At 69.3% G+C, this 26,411-nt stretch carries 26 protein-coding genes; 6 read left to right on the forward strand and 20 right to left on the reverse strand.

The annotated features are described in order from the left end of the window. Positions 1–57: 57 nt before the first annotated feature. From ACZ63J_RS12710 to ACZ63J_RS12725, 4 genes are read left to right on the forward strand one after another with little or no spacing between them, the layout of a single operon-like run. A complete protein-coding gene (locus ACZ63J_RS12710) occupies positions 58–405 on the forward strand; it encodes a hypothetical protein (RefSeq protein WP_465403529.1) in 348 nt (115 codons plus the stop codon). After that, complete coding sequence (locus ACZ63J_RS12715) at positions 405–1,034, forward strand: DUF3558 domain-containing protein (protein WP_465403527.1); 630 nt, start codon at positions 405–407, stop codon at positions 1,032–1,034. The genes ACZ63J_RS12710 and ACZ63J_RS12715 overlap by 1 nt, the downstream gene beginning before the upstream one ends. After that, positions 1,034–2,293 carry a PPE domain-containing protein gene (locus ACZ63J_RS12720; RefSeq protein WP_465403525.1) on the forward strand — a complete coding sequence of 420 codons (1,260 nt, stop codon included), beginning with the start codon at positions 1,034–1,036 and terminating at the stop codon, positions 2,291–2,293. Before ACZ63J_RS12715 ends, ACZ63J_RS12720 begins: the two co-directional genes overlap by 1 nt. Next, positions 2,294–2,971: an ESX secretion-associated protein EspG gene (locus ACZ63J_RS12725; protein ID WP_465403523.1), complete on the forward strand. Its 678-nt coding sequence runs from the start codon at positions 2,294–2,296 to the stop codon at positions 2,969–2,971. 44 nt (positions 2,972–3,015) lie between these two features. Here the strand turns inward: ACZ63J_RS12725 and nuoN are convergent, their stop codons facing one another. From nuoN to ACZ63J_RS12810, 17 genes are all read right to left on the reverse strand, one after another. Further along, positions 3,016–4,584 (reverse strand): NADH-quinone oxidoreductase subunit NuoN, encoded by a 1,569-nt coding sequence (nuoN, locus tag ACZ63J_RS12730; RefSeq protein ID WP_465336045.1) that lies wholly within the window; start codon positions 4,582–4,584, stop codon positions 3,016–3,018. A 2-nt stretch (positions 4,585–4,586) separates the two neighbouring features. Continuing rightward, entirely contained in the window at positions 4,587–6,137 is a 1,551-nt protein-coding gene (locus ACZ63J_RS12735) for an NADH-quinone oxidoreductase subunit M (RefSeq protein ID WP_465336046.1), read from the reverse strand. Continuing rightward, a complete protein-coding gene (gene nuoL, locus ACZ63J_RS12740) occupies positions 6,137–8,038 on the reverse strand; it encodes an NADH-quinone oxidoreductase subunit L (RefSeq protein ID WP_465403521.1) in 1,902 nt (633 codons plus the stop codon). Before nuoL ends, ACZ63J_RS12735 begins: the two co-directional genes overlap by 1 nt. Positions 8,039–8,049: 11 nt before the next feature. Next, positions 8,050–8,349: an NADH-quinone oxidoreductase subunit NuoK gene (gene nuoK, locus ACZ63J_RS12745; RefSeq protein ID WP_247060354.1), complete on the reverse strand. Its 300-nt coding sequence runs from the start codon at positions 8,347–8,349 to the stop codon at positions 8,050–8,052. Beyond that, positions 8,346–9,206: an NADH-quinone oxidoreductase subunit J gene (locus tag ACZ63J_RS12750; RefSeq protein WP_465403519.1), complete on the reverse strand. Its 861-nt coding sequence runs from the start codon at positions 9,204–9,206 to the stop codon at positions 8,346–8,348. Before ACZ63J_RS12750 ends, nuoK begins: the two co-directional genes overlap by 4 nt. Continuing rightward, positions 9,203–9,727, reverse strand: a complete 525-nt coding sequence (nuoI, locus tag ACZ63J_RS12755) for an NADH-quinone oxidoreductase subunit NuoI (protein ID WP_465308457.1) — start codon at positions 9,725–9,727, stop codon at positions 9,203–9,205. The genes ACZ63J_RS12750 and nuoI overlap by 4 nt, the downstream gene beginning before the upstream one ends. Further along, positions 9,714–11,075 carry an NADH-quinone oxidoreductase subunit NuoH gene (gene nuoH, locus ACZ63J_RS12760; RefSeq protein ID WP_465403517.1) on the reverse strand — a complete coding sequence of 454 codons (1,362 nt, stop codon included), beginning with the start codon at positions 11,073–11,075 and terminating at the stop codon, positions 9,714–9,716. Before nuoH ends, nuoI begins: the two co-directional genes overlap by 14 nt. Next, positions 11,072–13,546, reverse strand: a complete 2,475-nt coding sequence (locus ACZ63J_RS12765; RefSeq protein WP_465403515.1) for an NADH-quinone oxidoreductase subunit G — start codon at positions 13,544–13,546, stop codon at positions 11,072–11,074. The genes nuoH and ACZ63J_RS12765 overlap by 4 nt, the downstream gene beginning before the upstream one ends. Then, complete coding sequence (nuoF, locus tag ACZ63J_RS12770; protein WP_465403514.1) at positions 13,543–14,826, reverse strand: NADH-quinone oxidoreductase subunit NuoF; 1,284 nt, start codon at positions 14,824–14,826, stop codon at positions 13,543–13,545. The genes ACZ63J_RS12765 and nuoF overlap by 4 nt, the downstream gene beginning before the upstream one ends. Beyond that, a complete protein-coding gene (nuoE, locus tag ACZ63J_RS12775) occupies positions 14,826–15,683 on the reverse strand; it encodes an NADH-quinone oxidoreductase subunit NuoE (protein ID WP_465403512.1) in 858 nt (285 codons plus the stop codon). The genes nuoF and nuoE overlap by 1 nt, the downstream gene beginning before the upstream one ends. Continuing rightward, the gene (locus ACZ63J_RS12780; RefSeq protein ID WP_465403510.1) at positions 15,680–17,011 is read right to left on the reverse strand and encodes an NADH-quinone oxidoreductase subunit D; all 1,332 of its coding nucleotides are present in this window, start codon (positions 17,009–17,011) and stop codon (positions 15,680–15,682) included. Before ACZ63J_RS12780 ends, nuoE begins: the two co-directional genes overlap by 4 nt. Then, positions 17,008–17,757, reverse strand: coding sequence for an NADH-quinone oxidoreductase subunit C (locus ACZ63J_RS12785; RefSeq protein WP_465403508.1), 750 nt, complete (start codon positions 17,755–17,757; stop codon positions 17,008–17,010). Before ACZ63J_RS12785 ends, ACZ63J_RS12780 begins: the two co-directional genes overlap by 4 nt. 4 nt (positions 17,758–17,761) lie before the next feature. Continuing rightward, positions 17,762–18,310: a NuoB/complex I 20 kDa subunit family protein gene (locus tag ACZ63J_RS12790; RefSeq protein WP_155548771.1), complete on the reverse strand. Its 549-nt coding sequence runs from the start codon at positions 18,308–18,310 to the stop codon at positions 17,762–17,764. Positions 18,311–18,314: 4 nt separating this feature from the next. After that, positions 18,315–18,734, reverse strand: a complete 420-nt coding sequence (locus ACZ63J_RS12795; protein ID WP_465308443.1) for an NADH-quinone oxidoreductase subunit A — start codon at positions 18,732–18,734, stop codon at positions 18,315–18,317. Positions 18,735–19,339: 605 nt separating this feature from the next. Then, a complete protein-coding gene (locus tag ACZ63J_RS12800) occupies positions 19,340–20,626 on the reverse strand; it encodes a geranylgeranyl reductase family protein (RefSeq protein WP_465403506.1) in 1,287 nt (428 codons plus the stop codon). 10 nt (positions 20,627–20,636) lie between these two features. Continuing rightward, complete coding sequence (locus ACZ63J_RS12805; protein ID WP_465403504.1) at positions 20,637–21,326, reverse strand: demethylmenaquinone methyltransferase; 690 nt, start codon at positions 21,324–21,326, stop codon at positions 20,637–20,639. Positions 21,327–21,335: 9 nt separating this feature from the next. Then, positions 21,336–21,881 carry a DUF4386 domain-containing protein gene (locus ACZ63J_RS12810; protein WP_465403502.1) on the reverse strand — a complete coding sequence of 182 codons (546 nt, stop codon included), beginning with the start codon at positions 21,879–21,881 and terminating at the stop codon, positions 21,336–21,338. A gap of 53 nt (positions 21,882–21,934) precedes the next feature. Here ACZ63J_RS12810 and ACZ63J_RS12815 point away from each other — a divergent pair, with 53 nt between their 5' ends. Next, complete coding sequence (locus tag ACZ63J_RS12815) at positions 21,935–22,402, forward strand: MarR family winged helix-turn-helix transcriptional regulator (RefSeq protein WP_465336057.1); 468 nt, start codon at positions 21,935–21,937, stop codon at positions 22,400–22,402. A gap of 3 nt (positions 22,403–22,405) precedes the next feature. On the opposite strand, the gene ACZ63J_RS12820 is transcribed toward ACZ63J_RS12815, so the two are convergent. Both ACZ63J_RS12820 and ACZ63J_RS12825 read right to left on the reverse strand, forming a co-directional pair. Further along, a complete protein-coding gene (locus tag ACZ63J_RS12820; RefSeq protein ID WP_465308433.1) occupies positions 22,406–23,509 on the reverse strand; it encodes a glycosyltransferase family 4 protein in 1,104 nt (367 codons plus the stop codon). Between the two features lies 1 nt (position 23,510). Then, a complete protein-coding gene (locus ACZ63J_RS12825; RefSeq protein ID WP_465403500.1) occupies positions 23,511–24,581 on the reverse strand; it encodes a glycosyltransferase family 4 protein in 1,071 nt (356 codons plus the stop codon). Between the two features lie 176 nt (positions 24,582–24,757). Between ACZ63J_RS12825 and ACZ63J_RS12830 the strand changes: the two genes are divergently transcribed. Then, positions 24,758–25,594, forward strand: a complete 837-nt coding sequence (locus tag ACZ63J_RS12830) for an inositol monophosphatase family protein (RefSeq protein ID WP_465308429.1) — start codon at positions 24,758–24,760, stop codon at positions 25,592–25,594. A gap of 358 nt (positions 25,595–25,952) precedes the next feature. On the opposite strand, the gene ACZ63J_RS12835 is transcribed toward ACZ63J_RS12830, so the two are convergent. Beyond that, positions 25,953–26,402: a DUF3592 domain-containing protein gene (locus ACZ63J_RS12835; RefSeq protein WP_465403499.1), complete on the reverse strand. Its 450-nt coding sequence runs from the start codon at positions 26,400–26,402 to the stop codon at positions 25,953–25,955. Positions 26,403–26,411: the final 9 nt, after the last annotated feature.

The raw sequence follows: 26,411 nt of genomic DNA on the forward strand, positions 1-26,411 counted from the left end.
CCACCGGTTTACGACCCGAGCGGGGATTGGGAGCTTCCGGGACCGAATGGGGTTCCGGTGGCGGGTTCGTATGGGGTGGAGTCCAGTGGGGGGCCGGGGTTCCAGTACGACGAGGCGACGCTGCATGAGCTGGTTCGGGAGTGGAACGACCTGGCGAACGAGTTCCGCAACGATCAGCGACGAGCAGAACTGCTGGCACAAACTGAAGGACCCGGGCTCGAGTACGCGAGCAGGGGAAATGCAAAACAGATACAGATCTCCGGTCGGGCCTTGCTGGAGACGCTCGAAGAACGCGAGCGCTACTGCCGGGCAATGGCCAAGAAGTTCGAGACCGCTCTGGGCAAGTACGCCAAGGCCGAAGACACTTACAGCTCCGACATCAAGCAGACCGGAGGCACGCTCTGATGCGCCGCATCTTCTTCCCGATCTGCGCGTCGCTACTTGCCCTCACCGGTTGTACCGCAACCACGGACGGCACCGCATCACCGTCCGAGAGTTCTGTGGGTCAGTCGAACTCACCTGACTCGCCCTCTCAGAATGTGCCCGCGCCCGGCGTGCCCAAGGTGGAGACCCCGCTCGACGTCAGCCACTTTCAACAGGCTCCTTGCGACTCCCTGACTTCCGCGGAGAGCCAGGAGTTGCTCGGCTCGGGCGTGACCGCCAAACCGGTCGTCGATGACGAGGCCGGGCCCACGTGCAACTGGGACGTCCCCGCTGTTTCCCAGGCCGGCGTCGGAGTTACCTACTTCAAGAAGACCCAGCTGGGTTTGACCGGGATTTACCAGTCGAAGGGCACCGTGTATTCGCTGTTCGAGCCGCTCGACCCGATCGACGGTTACCCCACCGTGGCATTCGGCACGGTCGACGAACGAAACACAAAGGGCCGGTGCCTGCTGGCCTTGGGCACGAGCGACACGCAGCAGGTCGACATCGCTGTCTCACTTTCGGAGTCCAACATCGGCAAGAAGGATCCCTGTGCTGCTGCCCATGACGTCGCGGCGAAGGTGCTGGGAAACCTCCGGAAGGTGAACTGATGGTCGACGAAGGACTGCTGACCGCCGCTGAGATCTACGAGCAGATCACGGGCGGGAAAGGCACCCAGTCGCTCGGGACCGCGCAGGAAAGTGCTGACCACTTGACCACTCGGATGGTTGAACGGGCCCAACGGATCAGTGCCCTCCGGGCCAAGACCATGGCCGGCTGGCAGGGGCGCGCTGGGGACTCTGCTGCTGATGCCACCCTTCCCCTCGTGCAGGCCGCTGCTGATGATGCTGTTCATCTTGCGAATGCGCGGACCGCTGTTGGGGCTCAGATGGATGCCTTCGGGACCGCCAAGAACTCCGTCAAACCCGTGGCCCCCGCTGCGCCTGAGTTGACTGCTGCTGATGTTGTCGATGCCATCAGCAACAAGGGCTGGGGCTCCTACAACTCCAAGGTCGCCGGCTGGCAGGCCGATAGTCAGGCCAACATCGACGCCTTCAGCGCCTATCACTCTGCCAGCTCGGCCAATGGCGGGCAGATGCCCGCTCAGTACGCCCAGCTCCGTGACTCCGGTGCGCCCGTCTCCATGGCTGACGACACGCCGAAGAAGACCAGCGGGACCACCGATACCGGTGAGTGGGCGCGCAATCCGCGGCAGCCTCAGGTTCCCGTGCAGCAGAATCGGCAGACCGTCCAACCCGGACAGAATCAGGTTCAGAACCAGCTGCAGAATCAGAATCAGCACCAGATCCCCAACCCGAACCAGGGACAAAACCAGGTCCAGCAGCCCGGGAACACCGGTGGGGACAACACCCACGCCGACAGCTACGTTCCCAAGCCCGTCATGCCTCCGGTCGCGCAAGGCGGCTATGAGTTCGGGCCCACCGGGCAGCCCATCAGCAACCTCGGCGGGAACAACGCCTTCGGGCCCGGGACCGGTGGCTACTCCGGCGGTGGCTTCGGGCCCGGCACGGGCGGATACGGCACCGGAGCGAACCCAAGCACCGGATACCGACCAGGAACAGGGCCGGGAACAGGGCCAGGCCAAGGAATGCGCGGCCCAGGACCCAACTCCGGCGCCCGCCTCCCCGAAGAACGCAACGGCCCCACCACTCGCGGCACCGCCGGTCCCCGCGGCGCCAACGGCATGCCCATGGGCGGCCCCCTCGGCGCCGGCCGCGGCGGCAAAGACGAAGACCGCGAAAAGAAAAAAGCCCCCTACCTCCAAAACCCCGATCCCGACGAGACCTTCGGCGGTTTCCCCGAAAAGCCGATGCCGCCGGTGATCGGGGAGAGCCGGAACAAGAAATAAATGCTCAACGCCGAATTCTCGCTGAACACCCTGCTCACGGCCATGCGCCAGATCGGCTGCGGGGACCCGCATCCCGTCTTCGCCCACGGGCTTCGGTACATCCCGCCGAGCAGCAAAACCGCGGTGAACCGCCAGGCCTTCGAGGAGCTCAGCGAATACGGGTTCACCCAGGGCGACGGCTTCACGCCCGAATTCGAAGACGTCCTGCACCTCATCACGCGGCCCGCGCGGGAGTTCTTCGGCTACGCCCGGGACACAACCGGGCAGATCGGGATTCTCGTCGCTGCGAGTGGGCGGACCGCCGTCTCCGTGGTCTGCCGGGGTGAACGGATTGAACTCGCCGGGGTCTCCGCCGACACCCGGCCCGTCGACGCTCTTGTCGGCGCCCTGCCCGGCTACCCCGCGGCCGGCATCAGGCCCTTCTCGCTCCCTCAGGAAGACTTCGAAAAGGCCGAGGAGAGCGACATCTTCGACGACGCCCCCGCGCGCAGCCGGGAAGCGCAGGAGCTCGATGCCCTCTTCGCTCAGCCCTACCACGGCATCGGGCAGCTGTACGCCGGGGACAAGACCCTCAGTTATCTCGACCTCGACGCCGGGCGCGTGGGCTTCACCCTCGCCGACGGGTACATCAGCGTTGTGCCCGGGGAACCCGTCCTGCTGAGCCAAAAACTGCACTAAAAAGGGGCCGCCGCTCCGAAGAGCGACGGCCCCCTAAAACAAGCTCAGAGAGCGAAACCGCCCGCCCCGGCCCAAGACAGGGCGAACGCCGGCACCAGGCCCAGCACCAGCGTGACCGCCGTGCCGAGGAAGATCGCCGTTCCCGTGCCGAAGCCCGGGACCGAGACCGACGGGCCTTCGGCCGCCGGCTCCGAGAAGTACATCAACACGATCACGCGCAGGTAGAAGAACGCCGCCACCGCGCTGAACACCAGGGCCACCACCACCAGCGGGGCCATTCCGTCCGACAGCGCCGCCGAGAACACGACGAACTTGCCCACGAACCCCGATGTCAACGGAATTCCCGCCAACGCCAGCAACAGGAACGTGAACACCGCCGCCAGCAACGGTGACCGCTTCGCCAGCCCCGCCCACGCCGAGAGGTGTGTTGCCTCGCCCGAGGAATCGCGGACCAGGCTGATCACGCCGAACGCCGCCAGCGTCGTGAAGCCGTACGACAGCAGGTAAAAGAGCGTGCTGGACAGGCCTTCCGACGTCATCGAGATCGCGCCGATCAGCAGGAAGCCCGCGTGGGCGATCGACGAGTACGCGATCATGCGCTTGACGTCGGTCTGGGTCAGGCCGAGGATCGCGCCGATCACCATCGAAATGATCGCCACACCCCACAGCACTCCGCGCCATTCCCACGAAGTCGAACCGAACGCCACCGACAGCACGCGGAGAATCCCGCCGAACGCCGCGACCTTCGTGCACGCCGCCATGAACGCCGTCACCGGGGTCGGCGCGCCCTGGTAGACGTCCGGGGTCCAGGTGTGGAACGGGCCGACCGACCCCTTGAACAGCAGGCCGACCACCAGCAGGCCGAGGCCGGCGAACAGCAGTGTGTCCGAACGGTCCGAACCGGCCGCCGCCGCCGCGATGTCGCCCAGCTTCACGGAGTTCGCGTAGCCGTACAGCAGCGCGAGTCCATAAAGGAAGAACGCCGAGGAGAACGCGCCCAGCAGGAAGTACTTGACCGCCGCCTCCTGGGAGAGGAGACGCCGGCGCCGCGCGAGGCCGCACATCAGGTACAGCGGCAGCGAAAGCACTTCCAGCGCGATGAACATCGTCAGCAGGTCGTTCGCCGCGCAGAACGCCATCATGCCGCCGAGCGCGAACAGCGTCAGCGGGAACACCTCGGTCTGCATGACCGTCGCCGTCTGGGCGCGGTCCTGGACCGTGCCCGGGCGGATGCCGGCCTGCGCGACCAGCGCGCCGCCCGGCTCGACCACGCGGTCGGAGATCAGCAGCACCGCGCCGACCGCCAGGGCGAGCAGCGTGCCCCAGAGGAACAGCGCCGGCTTGTCGACCGAGATCGCGCCGCTGAACGTCGTGACGCCGGTGGACGGCGAGCCGATCGCGTAGGTGATCAGGAAGACGCCGGCCACGACGATCGCCGCCAGGCTCAGCACGACCTGCACGCCGAACCGCGAGCGCTTCGACGCGAACGCCTCGACGAGCACGCTCACGCACGCCGCGCCGAAGATGATCAGCACCGGCAGCACGGCGCCGTAGTTCACCGACGGCACCTGCACCGGTGGCTCCGGTGCCTGGGCCAGGAGGATGTCGAGCACGGTTACTTGCCTCCCTGAACCGCGGACAGCGTCTGCTGCACCGTCGGGGTGACTGTGTCGAGCACCGGCTTCGGGTAGAAGCCGAGGACGATGATCAGCACGACCAGCGGCGCGAGGATCGCGATCTCACGGCCGTTCAGGTCGCGGATGGCCTTCTTCGCGCCCAGCTCCGGCGCGATCGCCGTGCCCGGTCCCCCGCCGACGCCCACGAGGGCGTCACCGCGGACCGGGCCCTGCATCACGCGCTGGTAGAGCCACAGCACGTAGGCCGCGGCCAGGACCATGCCGACCGTCGCGAGGATCGTGTACACCGGCTGGTCCACATAGGACCCGATGAGCACCAGGAACTCGGAGACGAACGAGTTGGTGCCCGGCAGGGACAACGTGGACAGCCCGGCGAGGAGGAACAGGCCCGCCAGCAGCGGGGTCACCTTCGCCATGCCGCCGTAGTCCGAGATCTTCGACGACCCGCCGCGCGCGATGACCAGGCCGATCACCACGATCAGCATGCCGGTCGCGAGGCTGTGGTTGAGCATGTACGTCGCCGAGCCGATCATCGCCTGCTCGTTGAACGCGAAGATGCCCAGCGAGATGAACCCGAAGTGCGCGATCGAGACGTAGGCGATGAACCGCTTCATGTCCCGCTGGCCCGCGGCGAGGATCGATCCATAGAGGACACCGATCACCGAAAGCACCAGCACCAGCGGCGCCAGGGTCTTGCTCGCGTCCGGGAACATCGGCAGGCAGTAACGCAGGAAGCCGAACGTGCCGACCTTGTCCAGCACACCGACCAGCAGGACGGCGACGCCGATCGGCGCCTCCCCCGCCGCGTCCGGCAGCCAGGTGTGGAACGGCACCAGCGGCGCCTTGATCGCGAACGCCAGGAAGAACCCGAGGAACAGCCAGATCTGGGTGGACAGCGGCGCGTCGCGGACGACCGTGACCAGCGTGGCCCAGTCGAAGGTGCCGTGCCCGTTCTTCTCCACCGAGAGCGAGTACGCCCCGATCGCCGACGCCAGCATGATCAGGCCGCCGAGGAAGGAGTAGAGGAAGAACTTCACCGCCGCGTACTGCCGGTTCGCGCCGCCGTACCCGCCGATGAGGAAGTACATCGGGATCAGCATGATCTCGAACAGCACGTAGAAGAGGAAGACGTCGGTCGCGGCGAAGACGCCGATCGTGAGCGCCTCCTGCAGCAGGATCAGCGACAGGAACCCGCCGGCGCTGCGGCCGGGCGGGAGCTTGTCCATCGTGCCGAGGCCGCCGACGACGATCGGCACCAGCAGCGCGATCACCGCGATCATGATCAGCGAGATGCCGTCGGTGCCGAACGCGATGTGGACGCCGAAGCTCGGGATCCAGTCGAAGCTCGACGTCATCTGCAGCCGCGCGCCCGAAGGCGAGTAGCTGAGCCAGAACGGGATGATCAGCAGGAACTCGAGGATCGAGAACGCCAGCGCGGCCAGCACCGCGGAGCGGTCGTTCCCCTTGAGGAACGCCAGCACTCCGGCGCCGACCAGCGGCACCAGGATGAGGATCAGCAACCAGGTCATCAGGAGAACCTCACCAGCAGGAGAGCCGCCAGAAGCAGGAACGTGCCGCCGAGCATCGACAGCGCGTACGACCGGACGAAGCCGGTCTGCAGCCGCCGCAGCCGGCCGGAGCCGCCGCCGAGCGAGGCGGCGAGGCCGTTGACCGCGCCGTCGACCCCGCGGTTGTCGACGAACACCAGCGCCCGCGAGAGCCAGGTGCCCGGGCGGGCGACCAGGGTTTCGTTGAGCGTGTTGCCGTACAGGTCCTTGCGCGCGGCGCGGGTGACGAACGAGACCCGCTCCGGCCGCTCGACCGGGACCGGCCGGCGGAAGATCAGCCACCCGATCAGCACACCCAGCAGCGAGAACACGATCGCCGCGGCGGAGATCACGCCGGCGCCGAGCGGCGAGTTGTGTTCCTCCACCAGTTCGCCGACCGAGGGGGTCAGCCAGTGGGCGAAACGCTCACCCTGGGAGAAGAAGAAACCGGCGCCGACCGAGCCGACCGCCAGGATCGCCATCGGGGCCCACATGATCGCCTTGGACTCGTGCGGGTGGAAGTCGCGGCCGTCGGAGGACTTGAGGTCCTTCCAGCGCTCCTTGCCGAAGAAGGTCATCATCATCAGGCGGGTCATGTAGAAGGCGGTGAGGCCGGCGCCCAGCAGGGCCGCGCCGCCCATCACCCAGCCACGCCAGCCGCCCTGGCTGAAGGCCGCCTCGATGATCGCGTCCTTGGTGAAGAAGCCCGACAGCGGCGGGATGCCGATCAGGGCCAGGTAGCCGAGGCCGAAGGTGATCGTGGTGATCTTCATCTTCTTCCAGAGGCCGCCGAACTTCCGCATGTCGACCTCGTCGTTCATGCCGTGCATGACCGACCCGGCCCCGAGGAAGAGCCCGGCCTTGAAGAAGCCGTGCGCGACCAGGTGCATGATGCCGAGCGCGTACGCGATGGGCCCGAGCCCGACCGCCAGCATCATGTAGCCGATCTGGCTGACCGTGGAGTAGGCGAGGACCTTCTTGATGTCGTCGTACGCGCAGCCGATGATGCACCCGAGCAGCAGGGTCACCGTGCCGACGAGCGTGACGATCAGCCTGCCGTCCTCGGTGGCGTTGAAGATGTCCTTCGAGCGGGCCACGAGGTAGACGCCCGCGGTGACCATCGTCGCCGCGTGGATGAGGGCCGAGACCGGGGTCGGGCCCTCCATCGCGTCCGGGAGCCAGGCCTGCAGCGGGAACTGGCCGGACTTACCGCAGGCGCCCAGCAACAGGAAGATCGCCATCGCGGTGATCGCCGCCGGCGAGAACTTGCCGTCGCCGACCGCCTGGAAGACCTGCGCGTAACCGGTCGAGCCCGCGTACTTGAACATGATGAAGATCGCCAGCGCGAGCCCGACGTCGCCGACGCGGTTCATCAGGAACGCCTTCTTCGCCGCGGTCGCGGCGGACGGGCGGCCCTGGTACCAGCCGATGAGCAGGTAGGACGCGAGACCCACGCCCTCCCAGCCCAGGTAGAGCGTCACGAAGCTGTTGCCCAGCACCAGGATCAGCATCGAGGCGACGAAGAGGTTCAGGTACGCGAAGAAGCGGTACCGGCCCTCGTCGTCGGCCATGTAGCCGATCGAGTAGAAGTGGATCAGCATGCCGACGCCGGTGATGAGCAGCACGAACGTCAGCGACAGCGCGTCGATCCGGAGCCCGAAGTCGATCTGCAGCGCGCCGGCCGGGATCCACGAGTACAGCTTGGTGTCCGTCGTGGCGCCGGTGTCGGCGGTGAAGAACGTGATCAGGCCCCAGACGAAGGCGAGCGTGACGGTGGCCGTACCGAGCAGATGCCCCCAGGCCTTCGAACGCTTCCCCGCCAGCAGGAGGATCAGGGCGCCGAGGCCAGGCAGGGCCACCAGCAGCCACGATGATGCGGTCACTCGGGGGTCTCCTAGTACTTCAGCAGGTTGGTGTCGTCGACCGAGGCCGAGCGCCGGGTGCGGAAGATGGCCATGATGATCGCCAGGCCGACCACGACCTCGGCGGCCGCGACGACCATCACGAAGAAGGCCATGATCTGGCCGTCGAGGCTGCCGTTGATCCGGGCGAACGTCACGAGCGAGAGGTTCACCGCGTTCAGCATCAGCTCGATGCACATGAACACGACGATCGCGTTGCGCCGCACCAGCACGCCGACGGCGCCGATCGAGAACAGCAGCGCCGACAGCAGCAGGTAGTACGTCGGGGTCATTCCTTCTCCCCTTCCGGAGCACCTTCGGCGGCGACCAGCGCGTGCGCGTCCGGGTGCGGACCCTCGTCCTTGACGAGCTTGCGTTCCTTCGCCAGCTCGATCGCCGAGGTGGACTCGATGATCGCCGACAGCGACTCCGGCGCGACCGTGCCGTCCGGCAGCAGCGCCGGGGTGGCCACCGAGTTGGCGGTGGCGAAGACACCCGGGCCGGGCAGCGGCGACGGCCGGTCGTGCTCCCCGCGGAAGCGGAGGACGACCAGTTCCTTCTGCGTGAGCTTCCCGCCCTTGGCGTGCCGGTCGGTGAAGGCCAGCACCATCGCGCCGACCGCGGCGGTGATGAGCAGCGCCGACGTCAGCTCGAACGGGAAGAGGTAGTCGGTGAAGATCAGCCGGCCGAGGCCCTTCGGCCCGCCGCCGGCCGGGGTGGCCGAGTCGAGCGGGACGGCCGGGGTGACGGTGTCCAGCGCCCGGTAGATGCCGGTGGCCAGCAGTGCGGCCAGGCCGATGCCCAGCACGGTCGCGGCGAGCCGCTGGCCGCGCAGGACTTCGACGACCGAGTCGGAGCTCTCCCGGCCGACCAGCATCAGCACGAACAGGAACAGCATCATGATCGCGCCGGTGTAGACGATGATCTGCGTGAAGCCGAGGAACGGCGCCGACTGGATCATGTACAGCGCGCCCAGGCTCAGCATGGTGAGCACCAGCCACAGCGCCGAGTGCACGGCGTTGCGCGAGAAGATCATGCCGAGCGCGCCCAGCAGCGCGACCGGGCCGAGGATCCAGAACGCGACGGCCTCGCCGACCGACACGCCCGCGGCGGCGCCGGTCGGGGCCTGGGCCAGGAGAACGGAGATCACTTCTTCGCCTCCCCGCGCGCCAGCTCCGGGCCGTTCACGTAGTAGTCCTGCTCGTTCTCGCCCAGCCGCATCGGGTGCGGCGGCTGCTCCATGCCGGGCAGCAGCGGCGCGAGGAGGTCTTCCTTCGTGTAGATCAGCCGCTGCCGGTCGTCGTCGGCCAGCTCGTAGAAGTTGATCATCGTCAGCGACCGCGTCGGGCACGCCTCGATGCAGAGGCCGCAGCCGATGCAGCGCAGGTAGTTGATCTGGTAGTCCGCGCCGTACCGCTCGCCCGGCGAGAACCGGGCTTCCTCGGTGTTGTCACCGCCCTCGACGAAGATCGCGTCCGCCGGGCACGCCCACGCGCACAGCTCGCAGCCGACGCACTTCTCGAGGCCGTCCGGGTGGCGGTTCAGCTGGTGCCGGCCGTGGTACCGCGGGGCGGCGGGGGCGCCGGCCTCGGGGTATTCCTCGGTGGCGACCTTCTTGAACATCATCCCGAAGGTGACGCCGAAGCCCTTGACGGGATCAAGAAACCCCATCTTGCGCTCCTTCCTGTGCGGTACCGACGGCCGCCGGCTTGCGGCGGGCCGCCTTCGCCTCGGCCTTGGCCAAGGCCTTCTGACGCGGGGTGGTCTGCGGGACCTTGAGGTCCAGCGGCGGGACCGGGAAACCGCCGCCGGTCACCGGGACGCTCTCGCTCTCCTCCTCGCGGCCCGCGGCGCGGACGTAGAAGAACAGGGCCAGCACGATGAAGATGGCGACGGCGGCGATGATGATCGACGCGGTGTTCCAGGTGATCACCTTGGCGAAGGTGACCATCACGATCCACACCAGGTTCAGCGGAACCAGGACCTTCCAGCCGAGGCGCATGAACTGGTCGTAGCGGAGACGGGGCAGCGTGCCGCGCAGCCAGATGAACCCGAACAGCAGGATGAACATCTTCGCGAAGAACCACAGCACCGGCCACCAGCCGGTGTTGAGCACGTTGTTCCCGATCAGCGACAGCGGCCACGGGGCCATCCAGCCGCCGAGGAACAGCGTCGTCGCGAACGCCGAGACGATCACCATGTTGACGTACTCGGCGAGGAAGAACATCGCGAACTTCATCGAGCTGTACTCGGTGTGGAACCCGCCGACCAGCTCCGACTCGGCCTCCGGGAGGTCGAACGGGGCGCGGTTGGTCTCGCCGACCATCGAGATCAGGTAGATCACGAAGCTCGGGACCAGGTAGAGGAACCACACCTTGTGCTGCGCGCCGACGATGTCGGCCAGGTCCAGCGACCCGGCCTGCAGGATCACCGCGACGATCGAGAGGCCCATCGCGATCTCGTAGGAGATCACCTGCGCGGCGCTGCGGAGACCACCGAGCAGCGGGTACGGCGAGCCGGACGCCCAGCCGGCGAGCACGATGCCGTACACGCCGATCGAGGAGCAGGCCAGGATCACCAGCGCGCTGACCGGCAGGTCGAGCAGCTGGAGCACGGTCCGCTCACCGAAGATCGAGACGACCGGCCCGAACGGGATGGCCGACAGCGCGATCAGCGCGGGCACCGCGGAGAGCACCGGCGCGAGGAAGTACACCTTGCGGTCGGCGGTGTCCGGGATGATCTGTTCCTTGAACGGCAGCTTGATCGCGTCCGCCAGGGACTGCAGGTAGCCGCCCGGGCCGACGCGGTTGGGGCCGGGCCGGTTCTGCATCCGGCCGACCGCCTTGCGCTCCCAGACGATCAGGAAGATCGTGAAGATCGGCCCGATCAGCAGGATCACGACGGACTTCAGCAGGATCAGCCAGAACGGGTCGTCCGCGAGCAGCGCCGCACGCGTCGCCGCGTCCGGGACACTGCCGGCCACAGCGTCGTTTACAGACGTGGTCAGCAACGGAGTCACTGTTCACCCCCAGCGAGGTTCACCACGGCGCCGTGACCGGCGCCGAGCGTCTTGAACACGGCGGAGCCGTCGGAGTTGCCGGGCAGCCACACCACGCCGTCGGGCAGGTCCGCGACCTCGACCGGCAGCGTGATCGTCCCGCGTTCGGTGCTCACCTTCACGGTTGTGCCCAGGCCTTCGGCGGTTGCCGCGGACAGCCGCGCGACCGGCGGCCGCTGGGTGCCCTTGAGGTGCGGCTCGCCGTCCTGCAGGGACCCGTTGTCGATCAGCTGGCGCCAGGTCGAGAGGACTGCCTGGCCGGCGCCCGGGGCAACCGTGGCTCCCCCGGTCTCCGCCTCGACGTGACCCCAGCGCAGCGCGGAGGCCGGGCCGAGCTTCTCGTAGTCACCGCGCGCGGCGGCCGGAGTCTGCGTGAACAGGTCGACGTCCATCTCGACGGCCAGGGTGTCGAGCACCCGGCAGTCCGGCAGGGTGCCGACACCCTCGATGGTGATGTCGAACGGGCGGGTGCGGCCTTCCCAGTTGAGGAAGCTGCCGGCCTTCTCGTCCGACGCCGCCACCGGGAGCACGACGTCCGCGCGCTCGGTCACCGCGCTGTGCCGCAGCTCGAGGCTGACGACAAAACCGGCGTTGTCCAGGGCACGCAGCGCGAGGTCCGGGTCCGGCAGGTCGAACGGGTCGACCCCGCCGACGACCAGGCCGCCGAGGTCACGGCCCGAAGCGGCCTTCAGGATCTCGGTCGCGTCGCGGCCGGGAGCGGACGGAAGCGGGACGCCCCAAGCGTTTTCGACAGCGACACGCGCGGCGTCGTCACCGACGCGGCGGCCGCCCGGCAGGAGCGTCGGCACGCAACCGACTTCCAGCGCGCCCCGGTCACCGGCGCGGCGCGGGATCCACGCGAGCCGGACACCGGTGCGCTCCACCAGGTCGTGCAGCGCGGAGAACAGGCCGGGCACCTGGGCGGCGCGCTCGCCGACGAGGACGACGGCGTGCTCGCCGCTCAGCGCCTCGTCGAGGTCCGGCGCGTGCTTGGTGATGCCCTCGATCGCCGCGGCCTCCTGGCCGGGGACGCAGGCGAGCAGCTCGCCGAACGTCTTGCGCACCGACGACGTCGTCCACTGTCCCAAGTGGACAACGCGGGTACGGTTCTTGCGCGCGGCCTTGCGCAGCCGCAGGAACACGATCGGCGCCTCGTCCTCGGGCTCGAACGCCACGCACAGGACCGTGCGGGCCCGCTCGATCTCGGCGAAGGTGACGCCGGACTCCGGCGTCACGCCCACGACGTGCGAGGTGAGGAACGCCAGCTCCTCGGCCGAGTGCGGCCGGGCGCGGAAGTCGACGTCGTTGGTCTGCAGGGCGACGCGCGCGAACTTCGCGTACGCGTAGGCGTCCTCGACCGTCAGCCGGCCGCCGGGCAGGACCCCGACGCCGCCGTTCGCCCGGGCGGCGGTCAGACCGGCGGCCGCGGCCCGCAGCGCGTCGGTCCAGGAGGCCTCTTCCAGCTCACCGGTCTCGGTGTTGCGGACCAGCGGACGCCGGATGCGGTCCTCGGCGCCGGTGTAGCGGAAGGCGAAGCGGCCCTTGTCGCAGATCCACTCTTCGTTGACCTCGGGGTCGTCGCCGGCCAGCTTGCGCTGGACCTTGCCGCGCCGGAAGTCGGTGCGCTCGGCGCAGCCGGACGAGCAGTGCTCGCACACGCTCGGCGCGGACACCAGGTCGAACGGGCGGGAGCGGAACCGGTAGGCGGCACTCGTGAGCGCGCCGACCGGGCAGATCTGGATGACGTTGCCGGAGAAGTAGCTCTGGAACGGCTGGCCGGACGTCGTCCGCGAGGCCAGGTCCAGGACGTCCGCCGTCTCCGCGGTGCCGATCTGCTGGTGGGCGCCGCGTTCGAGGAGCTCGATGAACGGGTCGCCGGCGATCTCGCGGGAGAACCGGGTGCAGCGCTGGCAGAGCACGCAGCGTTCCCGGTCGAGCAGCACCTGCGAAGAGATCGGCAGCGGCTTCGGGAACGTCCGCTTGGTGTCCACGAACCGGGACTCCGTGCGGCCGTGGGCCAGCGCCTGGTTCTGCAGCGGACACTCGCCGCCCTTGTCGCAGATCGGGCAGTCCAGCGGGTGGTTGATGAGCAGCAGCTCCATCACACCCTGCTGGGCCTTGTCGGCGACCGGCGACGTCAGCTGCGTCTTGACGACCATGCCGTCGGCGACGGTCATCGTGCAGGACGCCTGCGGCTTCGGCATCGGCCGGCCGCCCATCTCGACCTCGACCAGGCACTGGCGGCAGGCGCCCGCCGGGTCGAGGAGCGGGTGGTCGCAGAACCGCGGGATGACCGTGCCGAGGCGTTCGGCCGTGCGGATCAGCAGCTCACCCTTGGGGGCGATGACCTCTTCGCCGTCGATGACCAGCTTCACGTGGCCCTCGGGGACCGGCGTCGACGCCGTCTCGGGCTTGTCGGGGGCGATCGTCATGATGCCTGCGCTCCCACCAGTTCGCGCTTGGTCGACTCACACAGAGCCAGGAATTCGTCGCGGAAGTACTTGATGCCGCTCTGGATCGGCGACACCGCGCCGTCACCGAGGGCGCAGAACGACCGGCCGAGGATGTTGTCGCAGACGTCGAGGAGGGTGTCGATGTCCTCTTCGGTCCCGTGGCCCTCGACCATGCGCTCGAGGATCTGCGCCAGCCAGTACGTGCCCTCGCGGCACGGCGTGCACTTGCCGCAGGACTCGTGCTCGTAGAACTGCGTCCACTTCATCACGGCCCACGGCACCGACACGGTCTCGTTGAAGACCTGGACGGCGGTGGTGCCGAGCATGGAGCCAGCCTCCGCCGCGCCTTCGAAGTCCAGGGGAACGTCGAGGTGCTCGGTGGTGAACATCGGGGTGGACGAGCCGCCCGGGGTCCAGAACTTGAGCGGGACGCCGTCCTTCATGCCGCCCGCCAGCTCGAGCAGCTCGCGCAGCGTGGTGCCGAGCGGGCACTCGTACTGGCCGGGCTTCTCGACGTGGCCGGAGATCGAGTAGATCTTCGGGCCCGGCGACTTCTCGCGGCCCATCTCGCGGAACCAGCTCGACCCGCCGTTGACGATGAACGGCGCGCTCGCGATGGTCTCGACGTTGTTGACCGTGGTCGGCGCGGCGTAGAGGCCCGCGGCGGCCGGGAACGGCGGCTTGAGCCGCGGCTGGCCGCGACGGCCTTCCAGCGAGTCGAGCAACGCCGTCTCCTCACCGCAGATGTACGCGCCGGCGCCGGCGTGCACGGTGATCTTGAGGTCGAAGCCCGAGCCGAGGATGTTCTCGCCCAGGTAGCCGGCCGCTTCGGCTTCACGCACAGCCGCGTTGAGGCGGCGGATGCAGTGCAGCGCCTCGCCGCGGACGTAGATGAAGCAGTGGTTCGAGCGCATCGCGTACGAGGCGATGATGCAGCCCTCGATGAGCGAGTGCGGGTCCGCCATCATCAGCGGGATGTCCTTGCACGTGCCCGGCTCGCCTTCGTCGGCGTTGATCACCAGGTAGTGCGGCTTGTCGAAGTTCGGCGGCATGAACGACCACTTGACGCCGGCCGGGAAGCCCGCGCCGCCGCGGCCGCGCAGGCCCGAGTCCTTGACCAGCTGGACGAGCTGCTCCGGCGTGCCGGCGAGCGCCTTGCGGACGGCCGTGTAGCCCTCGAGCGCCTCGTACGTCGCGATCTGCCAGGAGTTCGGCGACAGCCAGCGCTTCGTGAGGACCGGGGTAATGGGATCGGCCATTACTTCTTCTCCACTTCAGGAAGCGGGACGTCTTCCGCGACCGGCGCGACCCAGCCGCGGTCCTGGGCGAGCTTCGCGCCGCGCAGCGTCTCGACGGCCTGCGACGGGCCGTCGATGTCCTTGCGGTACTGGCGCTCGTCCTCCGGGAAGAACCCGGCGAGCTGCAGCTCGGCGCCCTTGAAGTTCGTCAGCGGGGCGCCGCGCGTCGGGGCCGGGCGCTTGCCCGCCTGCAGCGCGTCGACCAGCGCGACGGCCTTCTCCTCGGTCTGGTTGTCGAAGTACTCGTAGTTGACCTGGATGACCGGCGCGAGGTCGCAGGCCGCGAGGCACTCGGCGTGCTCGAGGGTGATCGAGCCCGGCTCGTTCGGTGTGCCCGCGGTCTCGTTGTGCCCCAGCGGCTCTTCCTCGGACCCGAGGTGCGTCTGGAGCTTCTTGTAGATCGCGTCGCCGCCCATGGCCGCGCACAGCGTGTTGGTGCAGACGCTCACGAGGTGCTCGCCGCACGGCTTGCGCTTGTACATCGTGTAGAACGTCGCGACCGCGCTGACCTCGGCGTCGGACAGGTCGAGCTGCCGCGCGCAGAACGCGATGCCCTCCTGGCTGACGTACCCCTGCACCGACTGCACGAGGTGCAGCAGCGGCAGCAGCGCCGAGCGCGACATCGGGTAGCGCGCGATCAGGTCCTGCGCCCGGGCGACCACGCCTTCGTCGAAGATGTCTTCGAGCGGCGTGTCTTCGATGATCCCGGCGGCGACCGCGGGGTCGGGCGCGATGGCGATCACGTCGACGTCGCCGCCGGCTGCCGCGTGCGTCCGGGCAGCGTCGTTCGGCCCCGGTTCGGGAACTGCTGTGCTCATCGGTCCACTCCCCCCATGACGGGGTCGATCGAGGCGATCGCGGCGATCACGTCCGCGACCAGGCCGCCTTCGGCCATGGCGGGCATCGACTGCAGGTTCACGAAGCTCGGTTCGCGCACGTGAACCCGCAGCGGCCGAGTGCCGCCGTCGGAGACCAGGTGCGCGCTCAGCTCGCCGCGCGGCGACTCGACCGAGGTGTAGACCTGCCCGGCCGGCACCTTGAAGCCCTCGGTGACCAGCTTGAAGTGGTGGATCAGGGACTCCATCGACTGGCCCATGATCTTCTTGACGTGCTCGAGCGAGTTGCCCATGCCGTCACTGCCGATGGACAGCTGCGCGGGCCAGGCGACCTTCTTGTCCTCGACCATGACCGGGCCCGGCTCGAGCTTCTCCAGGCACTGCTCGATGATCTTGAGGCTCTCGTGCATCTCGTGCACCCGGATCAGGTAGCGCGACCAGCAGTCGGCACCGTTGTCCACCGGCACGTCGAAGTCGAACTCGTCGTAGCAGGAGTACGGCTCGGTCTTGCGCAGGTCCCACGGCAGGCCCGCGGACCGCAGCACCGGGCCGGTGACGCCGAGCGCGAGGCACGCGTCGACCGGCAGGTACCCGACACCCTTGAGCCGGTTGCGCCAGATCGGCTGGCCGGTGAAGAGCTTGTCGTACAGCGGAAGGCGTTCCTTCATCGTCTTGACGAATTCGGTGACCTTCTCGCGGTAGTCCTCGGGCATGTCCTGCGCGAGGCCGCCGGGGCGGATGAACGCGTGGTTCATGCGCAGGCCGGTGAGGTGCTCGAGCAGGTGCAGGACGACCTCGCGCTCGCGGAAGCCGAGCGTCATCGCCGTGGTGGCGCCGAGCTCCATGCCGCCGGTGGCGATGTAGACCAGGTGCGAGCCGATGCGGTTGATCTCCAGCAGCATCACGCGCAGCAGCTGCGCGCGGCGCGGGGCCTCGATCTGCAGCAGCTTCTCGACGCCGAGGCAGTACGCCATCTCCGTCGAAAGCGGGGCCAGGTAGTCCATGCGCGTCACGAAGGTGACGCCCTGGGTCCAGGTCCGGTACTCGCAGTTCTTCTCGATGCCGGTGTGGAGGTAGCCGATGACCGACCGCAGCTGCGTGACGGTCTCGCCCTCCATCTCCAGCACGAGCCGGAGCACGCCGTGCGTCGACGGGTGCTGCGGGCCCATGTTGATGACCATGCGCTCGTCGTGCGCGGCGTCGGCGATGACGTCGTCCCAGTCGCCGCCGGAGACGCTGTAAACGCGGCCTTCGGTGGTGTCGCGGCTGTCGGCTTCGGGAACTGCCGTGGCGTCTTCGTTAATCGTCACGAGTACGACCTCCGCTGGTCCGGCGGCGGGATCTCCGCGCCCTTGTATTCGACCGGGATCCCGCCGAGCGGGTAGTCCTTGCGCTGGGGGTGGCCGTCCCAGTCGTCCGGCATGAGGATGCGGGTGAGCGCGGGGTGGCCGTCGTAGACGATGCCGAACATGTCCCAGGTCTCCCGCTCCTGCCAGTCGGCGGTCGGGTAGATCCCGACCAGCGACGGCACGTGCGCGTCCTCGACGTCGAGGGTGACCTCGAGCCGGATGCGGCGGCGGTAGGTCAGGGACGTGAAGTGGTACACCGAGTGCAGCCGCTGCGGGACGTCGACGCCGTAGTCCACACCGGACACCGAGGACAGCAACTCGAAGCGGAGACCGCCGTCGTCGCGCAGGACCTTCGCGATGGCGACGAGGTGCTCGCGGGCGACGTAGAAGGTGATCTCGCCGCGGTCGACCGTGGTCTGCAAGACCGCTTCGGCGGGGATCTTGTTGTCCGACAGGGCCGCGTAGAACTCGTCGGCGAACTGGTCGAACCAGCCGCCGTACGGGCGCTCGGCCGGCGCGGGGCTGTAGGCCGGGAGCCGGACGCCGCCGTAGCCGGAGGTGTCACCGGTGCCGTGGACACCGAACATGCCCTGGCGTTCGCGGCCGGTGACGACGGGCTCGGCGGGCCGGGCGCCCTGCGGCTCGAGGCCGCCTTCGGGGCGGTCGGCGCTGGACTGCTCGCCGCCGGTCTCAGGAGTTTCAGTCATCGCTCTACTTCTTCGCGTACTTGATCGACGACGCGACGAGCTCGGTGCGGGCCCCGCTGGCGGCGCGGATCGCGGCGCGGCGGGCGTTGATCGGCTCGTCCTGGATCTTGGCGTGCAGCTTGAGGATCGCGTCCAGCAGCATCTCCGGCCGCGGCGGGCAGCCGGGCAGGTACATGTCCACCGGCACGACGTGGTCGACCCCCTGGACGACCGCGTAGTTGTTGAACATGCCGCCGGAGGACGCGCAGACGCCCATGGCGAGCACCCACTTGGGCTCGGCCATCTGGTCGTAGATCTGGCGCAGGACCGGCGCCATCTTCTGGGTGACCCGCCCGGCGACGATCATCAGGTCGGCCTGCCGCGGCGTCGCGCTGAAGCGCTCCATGCCGAAGCGGGCGATGTCGTAGCGGGAGCCGCCGACCGTCATCATCTCGATCGCGCAGCAGGCGAGCCCGAAGGTGGCCGGCCACATCGAGTTCTTCCGCGACCAGTTGACGAGACCTTCGAGGCTGGCCAGCAGGATGCCGTTGGGGAGTTTCTCTTCGAGGCCCATGGGTCTAGTTCCAATCCAGGCCGCCGCGCCGCCACACGTAGGCGTACGCGAAGCCGACCGTCGCGATGAACAGCAGGATCTCCACCAGGCCGAACGTGCCCAGCGCGTCCGCCTGCACGGCGAACGGGTAGAGGAAGACCATCTCGATGTCGAACAGGATGAACAGCATCGCGGTGATGTAGTACGCCACCGGCATCCGGCCACCGCCGACGAGCGGCTGCGGCGACGGCTCGATGCCGCACTCGTAGGCGGCGAGCTTGGCCTTGTTGTAGCGGCTGGGGCCGACGAGCGGGCCCAGCAGCACCGACAACACGGCGAAGCCGAGGGCCAGCACGAACAACAGGACCAGGGGCAGGTAGGGCTTCAGGCTCGGGGCCTCTTGCGCCAGCTGCACCGTGTCGGTCCGGGTCAGCAACGTCAGCACGGGGTCTTCGCCATCCTTTCCGCGCCGCTGCGGTTTTGCTTGTGGTGGAACCGCGGGCCTCGTCGGCACCCTAAGGGACCTGGGTCACACCGCCGAGGGTCAGGGTCTCCTTACGGCCCGTGGCGGGGCCCGGGCGTGCTTGTGAAATAGTTCACAAGCCACTCGTCGTGGATGTGAAGGGATTCACAAAGCATGGGGGGAGTGTAGGACGCGACTCACATTCTTGTCCCTAGCCCCCCGTGTTATAAGGGTGCCCTAAGTTCCACCGCCAACGTTGTCACGACGCGGTGACGCCGCCCGCGCGACCTGCGCGAAGGCTCTTCAAGATCGCTTCACGGCCGGACAATCCGGGCGCGCGCGTGTGAGCTATCCCACTGACCGCACGGCCAACTTGCTAGTCCACTCGTGTGTCCGCGCGCGACGAACCAGGCATCACGCGTGTCTGGACGGGCATCACGCGTGTCTGAGCGGGCATCACGCGTGACTGGCGAGGCATCACGCCGATGCCCCTCTGAACACGCGTGATGCCCGCCTGATCACGCGTGAAGCCCCTTGGATCACGCGTGATGCCCTCCGGATCACGGGTGATGCCGAGATGCGCTTGGTCAGCGGGGGCTGGGGGCCGCCTTGGCGAGAGCCGAGATGAGGCGGTCGACGCCGTCGCCGCCCTTGGCGTCGTAGCAGCCCGAGAGACCCTTGTAGACCAGCGGGAGGATCTTGTTGATCCGCAGCCCGTACTGCGTGCACGCGTGCATGATCTTCGGCTTCCCGATGATCTTCGCGAAGACGTTCCCCAGCTGGTAGTAGCCACCCATCAGCTCGCGGACCGCGCGCGGGTACGCCTCCAGCGCCCGCTCGCGCGAAGGCCCTTCGCGCCGCGCCAGGGCCTGCACCACGACCTCCGCCGCGATCTGCGCGGACTCCATCGCCGCCGAGATGCCTTCGCCGTTGAACGGGCTGACCATGCCGCCCGCGTCGCCGAGCAGCAGGAGGCCGTCGCGGTAGTGCGGGGTGCGGTTGAAGCCCATCGGGAGGCCGGCGCCGCCGACCTTGCCGATCGCGTTCTCCTCGCGGTAGCCCCACTCCTCCGGCGTGCCGTCGAGCCACTGGCGCAGCAGCGCGCGGTAGTCGGTGTTCCGGAACGACGCCGACGTCGAGAGCATGCCGAGGCCGACGTTCACCGTGCCGTCGCCGAGCGGGAACGCCCAGCCGTAGCCCGGTAGCAGCTTCGGGTCGCGCGGGTCGGAGCGGTCCCACAGCTCGAGGTGGCCCTCGATGAACGGGTCGTCGTGGCGCGGGCTCTTGTAGTACTGGCGCACGGCGACGCCCATCGGGCGCTTCTCGTTCTTCTGGATGCCGACGCTCAGCGCGAGCCGCGCGGACACGCCGTCGCAGGCCAGCACCAGCGGCGCGCGGTACTTCACCGGCGTGCGCTCCGGGCCGACCTTCGCCTCGACGCCGACCACGCGCCCGGTGGCGTCGGTGATGGCGCTCGTGACGGTCGTGCGCTCGTACAGCCGCGCGCCCGCCTTCACCGCGAGCTTCGCCAGCAGGTCGTCGAAGTCGTGACGCGTGCGGGAAACGCCGTACGGCGGGTAGCTCGTCAGGTCCGGCCAGTCGAGCTCCAGCGTGAGGTCGCCGGTGAGGATCCGCAGGCCGCGGCTGTGCACCCAGCCGGCGTCCTCGCTCGTGTCGATGCCGAGGTCGATCAGCTGCTTGACGCCGCGCGGGGTCAAGCCGTCGCCGCAGACCTTCTCGCGCGGGAACTCGGTCTTCTCCAGCAGCAGGACGTCGACGCCCGACCGGGCGAGGTAGGTCGCGACGGTGGACCCGGCCGGTCCGGCGCCGACGACGATGACTTCGGCGTCCTGATCTGCGGTGCGACGACTCATGTACGCGAGTTTAGGCAGGCTTGCGCGCGCGGTGGATCGCCACGACGCCGAATGTGAGGTTCAACCACTCGACGTCGGCCCAGCCCGCGCTCGCGATGATCTCGCCGAGCGTGCGCTGGTCGGGCCAGGTGAGCATCGATTCTGCCAGGTAGGAGTACGCCTCGGGGTTCGACGACGTCCGCTTGCCGACCCAGGTGAGCAGCTTCAGCATGAACCGCCGGTGGACGAACCGGATCGGCGCGAACGGCGGCGTCGAGACCTCGCAGATGACCAGCCGGCCGCCGGGCTTGACGACCCGCGCGATCTCGGTGAGCGCGGCCTTCGGGTCGACGAAGTTGCGCAGCGCCAGCGAGATCGTCACGGCGTCGAAGCTCTCGTCGGCGAACGGCAGGTTGAGCGCGTCCGCCGCGACCATCGGGACCTTGCGGTGCAGCCCGGCCCGGAGCATGCCGAACGAGAAGTCCGCGGCCAGGCACCAGGCGCCACCGCGGGCGTACTCGACGGTGGACACCCCGGTGCCGGCGGCGAGGTCCAGGACCTTCTCGCCGCGGCGGGCGTCGAGCACGCGGGCGGTGGTGGTGCGCCAGCGGCGGTCGAAGCCGAAGGTCATGAACGAGTTCGCCCGGTCGTACCCGTCCGCGACACCGTCGAACATGGCGGCGACTTCGTGCGGGTCCTTGTCCAGGCTTGCGCGTGACATGGCTTGAATCTAGTCGTCGCTCTTGCGGAAGGTGACGAGCACCAGCCAGATGAGCCCGCCGAAGCGGCCGACCGGGATCAGCGGGTACAGCACGTCGGTCAGCATGCTGAACGCCGAGAGCCCGGCCAGCGCGGCGACGACGTACCCGGTGATCGCCAGCCAGCGGGGCGTGGACAGGGCGACCGCCGCGATGAGCAGCGCGAGCGGCACCGCGAACCCGAACGCGCCCGCGGCGAAGGCCAGCGAGGTGAAGGCGCGAGCGACGTCCGGGGTCTGCGCGGCCGTCCAGGTCGCCAGGCCGCTCAGCAACAGCGAACCCGACGCGAGCAGTCCCCCGGCGAAGCCGAGCTGCGGCGGTCTGGCCGCCGCGGTCCAGGTCGCGAGCGAGAGCCCGGCGCCGAAGACGACCAGCGCGAGCAGCTGGACGAGTCCCTGGTGGGTCGTGGTGTACGCCGCGACGTCGGCAGCGGAGGAGTCCGGGCGGGTGCCGGTGGCGCCGAGCACTCCCCCGGCGACGGTGAACAGGCCGTAAGCGATGACAGCGATTCGTTTCATGCATTAAACGATTACACTGGTGTAATCGATTGTCAACGACTATCGTTCCGGCCATGGACGGTCCTCGGTTCGGCACCGCGTTCCAGCTGGCCCAGGTCGGCGCGCACGCGGCCCAGCGGTTCACCGAGCGCATCGCCGAGCTGGAGCTGACCCCGGCGCAGGTCGGCCTGCTGCGGCTGGTCGCGATGCGGCCGGGGCAGAGCCAGCAGGCGCTGGCCAAGCAGCTCGGCACGCCGGCGACGCGGCTGGTCCCGCTGGTCGACGGCCTGGAGAAGCGCGGCCTGATCCACCGCCGCCGCAATGCGGAGGACCGCCGCCTCTACGCGCTGGAGCTGAGCCCGGAGGGCCGCGAGCTGATGGTCCGCGTCGCGCAGTCGGCGCTGTCGCACGAACGCGCGATCACCGCGTCCCTGACCGAGGACGAGCGCACGACCCTGCACGAGCTGCTGTCGAAGATCGCTGACGACCAGGGCCTCACCTCCGGCGTCCACCCCGGTTACAGCCGCCTCGGCAAGCCCTGAGCGTCAGCGGAAGGTGGCCAGCATCCCGGCCACCGCGGCGGGCCAGGTGAACTCCTCTGCCCGCGCCCGGGCCGCCGCGCGGCGCAGGTCTTCCGGGCTCTCCAGCAGGTCCGTCACGGCGGTGGCGAACGCGGGCGCGTGGTCGTCCACCGCCGCGCCGCAGCCGGGCCGCACGATCTCCCGCAGCGCCGACGACGCCGACACCACCACCGGCGTCCCGGACGCCAGCGCCTCCAAAGCCGCCAGCCCGAACGTCTCGTGCGGGCCCGGCGCCAGCGAGACGTCCGCGCTGGCCAGCAGCCGCGCGACGTCGCCGCGGCCGGACAGGAACCCCAGGAACGTCACCGGCAGGCCGCGCGCCCGGCGTTCCAGCGCCCGCCGCCGCGGCCCGTCACCCGCGACGACCAGCCGCACCCGCGCGCCCGCCTCCGTCAGCTCGGCGACGGTGTCCACGCTGCGCTCGACGTGCTTCTCCGGCGAAAGCCGTCCACAGTGGACGAGCAGGGCGTCCGCTCCCCCGCTCAGGTCGGTGCGCCAGCCGTCGTCGCGCATGGCGGGCCGGAACGTCGCGAGGTCGACGCCGAGCGGCACCCGGTGGACGTTCGGCGCCTCGATCCGGTCGAACTCCGCACGGGCGAAGGCCGTGGTGCAGACGACCGTGTCGTAGCTCGCGGCCATCCGCTTGTTCGCGACGTCGGCGACGCGGCGCGCCACCGGCTCGGGCAGCAGGAACTGCTCCAGCAGGCGGTCGAGCCGCTCGTGCGAGATCACCGTGCTCGGCACCCCGTGGCGCCGCGCCCAGCCACCCATCCCCCGCAGCGTCAACCGGTCCGAGACCTCCAACCGGTCGGGTTCGAGCTTCCGCAGCACCGCGCGGACCCGGTGCGGGTCGACGGCGCGGTAGCCGCCGGTGCCCGGGATCTTCGGCGCCGGCAGGGAAAACCGGCGGACACCGGTGGGCAGGACTTCGTCGGCGTAGCGGGTGCCGGGCACCACGAGCGTCACTTCGTGCCCGCTCGCGACGTACCCGGCGCCGAGGTGGTGCAGCGCCGTCTTCAGGCCGCCCGAACGTGGTCCGTAGAAGTTCGCGAGCTGGACGATGTGCATGTCAGGCCGCGCGGGCGGCCCGGCCCTGCACGGCTTCGTAGTGCCCCATCAGCTCGCGGCAGACGGCGGGCCAGGTGCGCCCGAGCACAACCTTGCGCGCCTTCTCGCCGAGCCTCGCCCGCAGCGCGGGGTCGCGCAGCGCGTCGATCTTCTCGACGAGCGCCGGGCCGAACAGCTCGCGGTCGGCGGGCAGCAGGTAGCCGGTGCGGCCGGGCAGGACGAGGTCCTTCGGGCCGCCCGCGTCCGGCGCGAGCACCGGCAGCCCGGACGCCATCGCCTCCTGCACCGCCTGGCAGAACGTCTCGTGCGGGCCGGTGTGGACGAAGACGTCGAAGCTCGCGTACGCCGCCGAAAGCTCGTCGCCGTATTTCGCGCCGAGGAACGCCGCGTCCGGGAGCTGCTCCTTGAGAGATTCGAGCTCCGGCCCGTCTCCGACGACGACCACGCGGATCCCGGGCACGCCGGCCAGCGCGGCCAGCCGGTCGACCTCCTTCTCCGGCGCCAGCCGGCCGACGAACCCGACGAGCAGCTCGCCGTTCGGCGCGAGCTCGGCCCGCAGCGCGGCGTCGGCGTGGTCCGGGGAGAACCGGTCGATGTCGACCCCGCGCGCCCAGCGGTGCACCCGCGGGACGCCGTGCAGCCGCAGCTGCTCGACGGAGTCGCTGGAGGGCGCCAGCGTCCGGTCGGCGCGCGAGTGCAGCCGCCGCACCCAGCGCCACGCGGCGCGGGCGGCGATGCCGAAGCCGTACGCGGCGGCGAACCCTGCGATGTCGGTCTGGTAGACGGCGATCGACGGCACCCGCAGCCGCCGTGCCGCGGCGAGCCCGCGCGCGCCGACCACGAACGGCGAGGCCAGGTGCACGACGTCCGGGCCGAAGGCGGCCAGCGCGTTCAGCACGGTGCGCGTCGGCACGCCGATCGGCAGCGAGTGGACGCCGGGGAAGTCGAGCGCGGGGATCCGGATCACCGGGGCGCCGCGGTAGGAGTCGGGGCCGGGCCCGGGAGCGATGATCAGCACGTCGTGCCGGCGCTCGCGCAGGTGCTCGACCACCCGGAGGACGGAGTTGGTCACGCCGTTCACCTGGGGCAGGAAACTTTCGGTGACTATCGCGACTCGCACGATCCGACCTTCGCACCCGATCCTGGCGACCGCGTGACACGGCGGCCAACGGTTCCGGAACAGATCGGCTACGACATGTCATCTCAAGGTCGTGTCCCGGAAACCAGCGGGGCCCAGACTAAGCAGGCATGACCCTCTTGTCCTCCAGGCCGCCGCGGCCCGTGGAGCCCGGCCTGCTGTCGAGGGCCCTCGAAGTGGCCGGGCGCCTGGCCAACGACGCGACCGACGTGATCACCGCGACCGCCGGCCGGGGTGCGCACCCGGCCACCCTGGACTCGCCGTTCGACTGGGTCACCGACACCGACCGCATCCTCGAGCGGCACACCCGGCGCGTGCTGACCGCGGAGTTCCCGGGCATCCCGGTGGTCGGCCACGAGTTCGGCGCCGACCACGGCGCGGACGTCGCGGAGTACCGGTGGGTGGTCGACTCGGTGGATGGCACGGCCAACTACGTCGCCGGAGTGCCGTGGTGCGCGTACAGCCTGGCGCTGGTCGACGCGGCCGGCCCGGTGGTGGGAGTGGTGGCGGACCCGTACCGCGCCCAGATCTACGCAGCAGCGCGCGGACGAGGGGCCCGCGCGAACGGCAAGCCGGTCAAGCTGACCGACCGCTGCGTAACGGCGGGCGCGCTGGTCTGCACGGAGTTCGCCCGCCGAGGCCCCTGGCCGGGCATGGGCGGCTTCATCGAGCGAGCGGCAGCGGCCCACGCCGGAGTGAGGGTCCTGGGCTCAGCGGCCCTGTCGATCGCCCAGGTGGCCCTGGGCCACGCGGCAGCGGCGGTGTTGCACAGCTACCACGAATGGGACGTAGCGGGCTCGGTGGCAATGGCCATCGAGGCCGGAGCGGTGGTCCTGGACAAGCACGGCGAGGACACTGCACTGCCAACGGACGGACTGCTGGTGGCAGCACCGGGGGTAGCGGACGAGGTCCTGGGCTGGTGGCAGGAGACGGCCCACGCAGGCTGAGAGCGGCGCACAACAACCGCCCTAGACCACTCCCGCCCCTCGTCCCAGCCGCAGTCAGCACCGGAGACCCGGGGTCAAGGGTGAGCGAAGCTCATCGCGAAGCGACGCCGAAGGCGCCCTTGAGGCCGGGTCTCCGGTGTTGAACAATCGAGGACGAGGAGCGGAAGAAGCAACAACCGGCGCAAACAATCCGCGGCGACGGCCAGGCCAAGGTCAGGTCAGGTCCGGCCGAGTCAGGTCCGGCCAAGTCAGGTCCGGCCAAGTCAGGTCCGGCCAAGTCCAGATCAGGCCAAGTCCAGATCAGGCCAAGTCCAGATCAGGCCGAGGTCAGGTCAGGTCAGGCAGGGAATCCGCCCGCTCAACCCGCAGCCGCCACCTCAGCCCGAGCCCGCCGGTTCTGCCGCCGTATCCACCAAAGAACCGGCCCGGCCACCAACCAGGTGAAAACGACAAAACTCCCCAACGGCAACAAGGTCAACGCCGCCGACCGCCCCGCAACCCGAGCCAACTCCGGATCAGTCGCGTCGTACTCGATCCGCACCAACTGACCCGCAGCCAGCCCATCCGGATACAACACCCCGTTCGCCGGACTGTGGACAATCCCGTCCGGCGTCTCGAAGTGGATGATCGTGCGGTCGAACGCCACCGAATCGACCGTCGCCGTGGCCTGGCCGAGCTGGGCCGAGATCGCGCGGTCGTTGCGGATCGCCGCGAAGAGCAGGCAGACGCACATCACGGTGAGGAGCGAGGCGACGCCGATGGTGGTCCACCAGCCGACGCGCCTCGCCCGCTCACCTTTCGTGCTCACGCCGCGAGC

Source organism: Amycolatopsis sp. NPDC104863, from assembly GCF_055582965.1.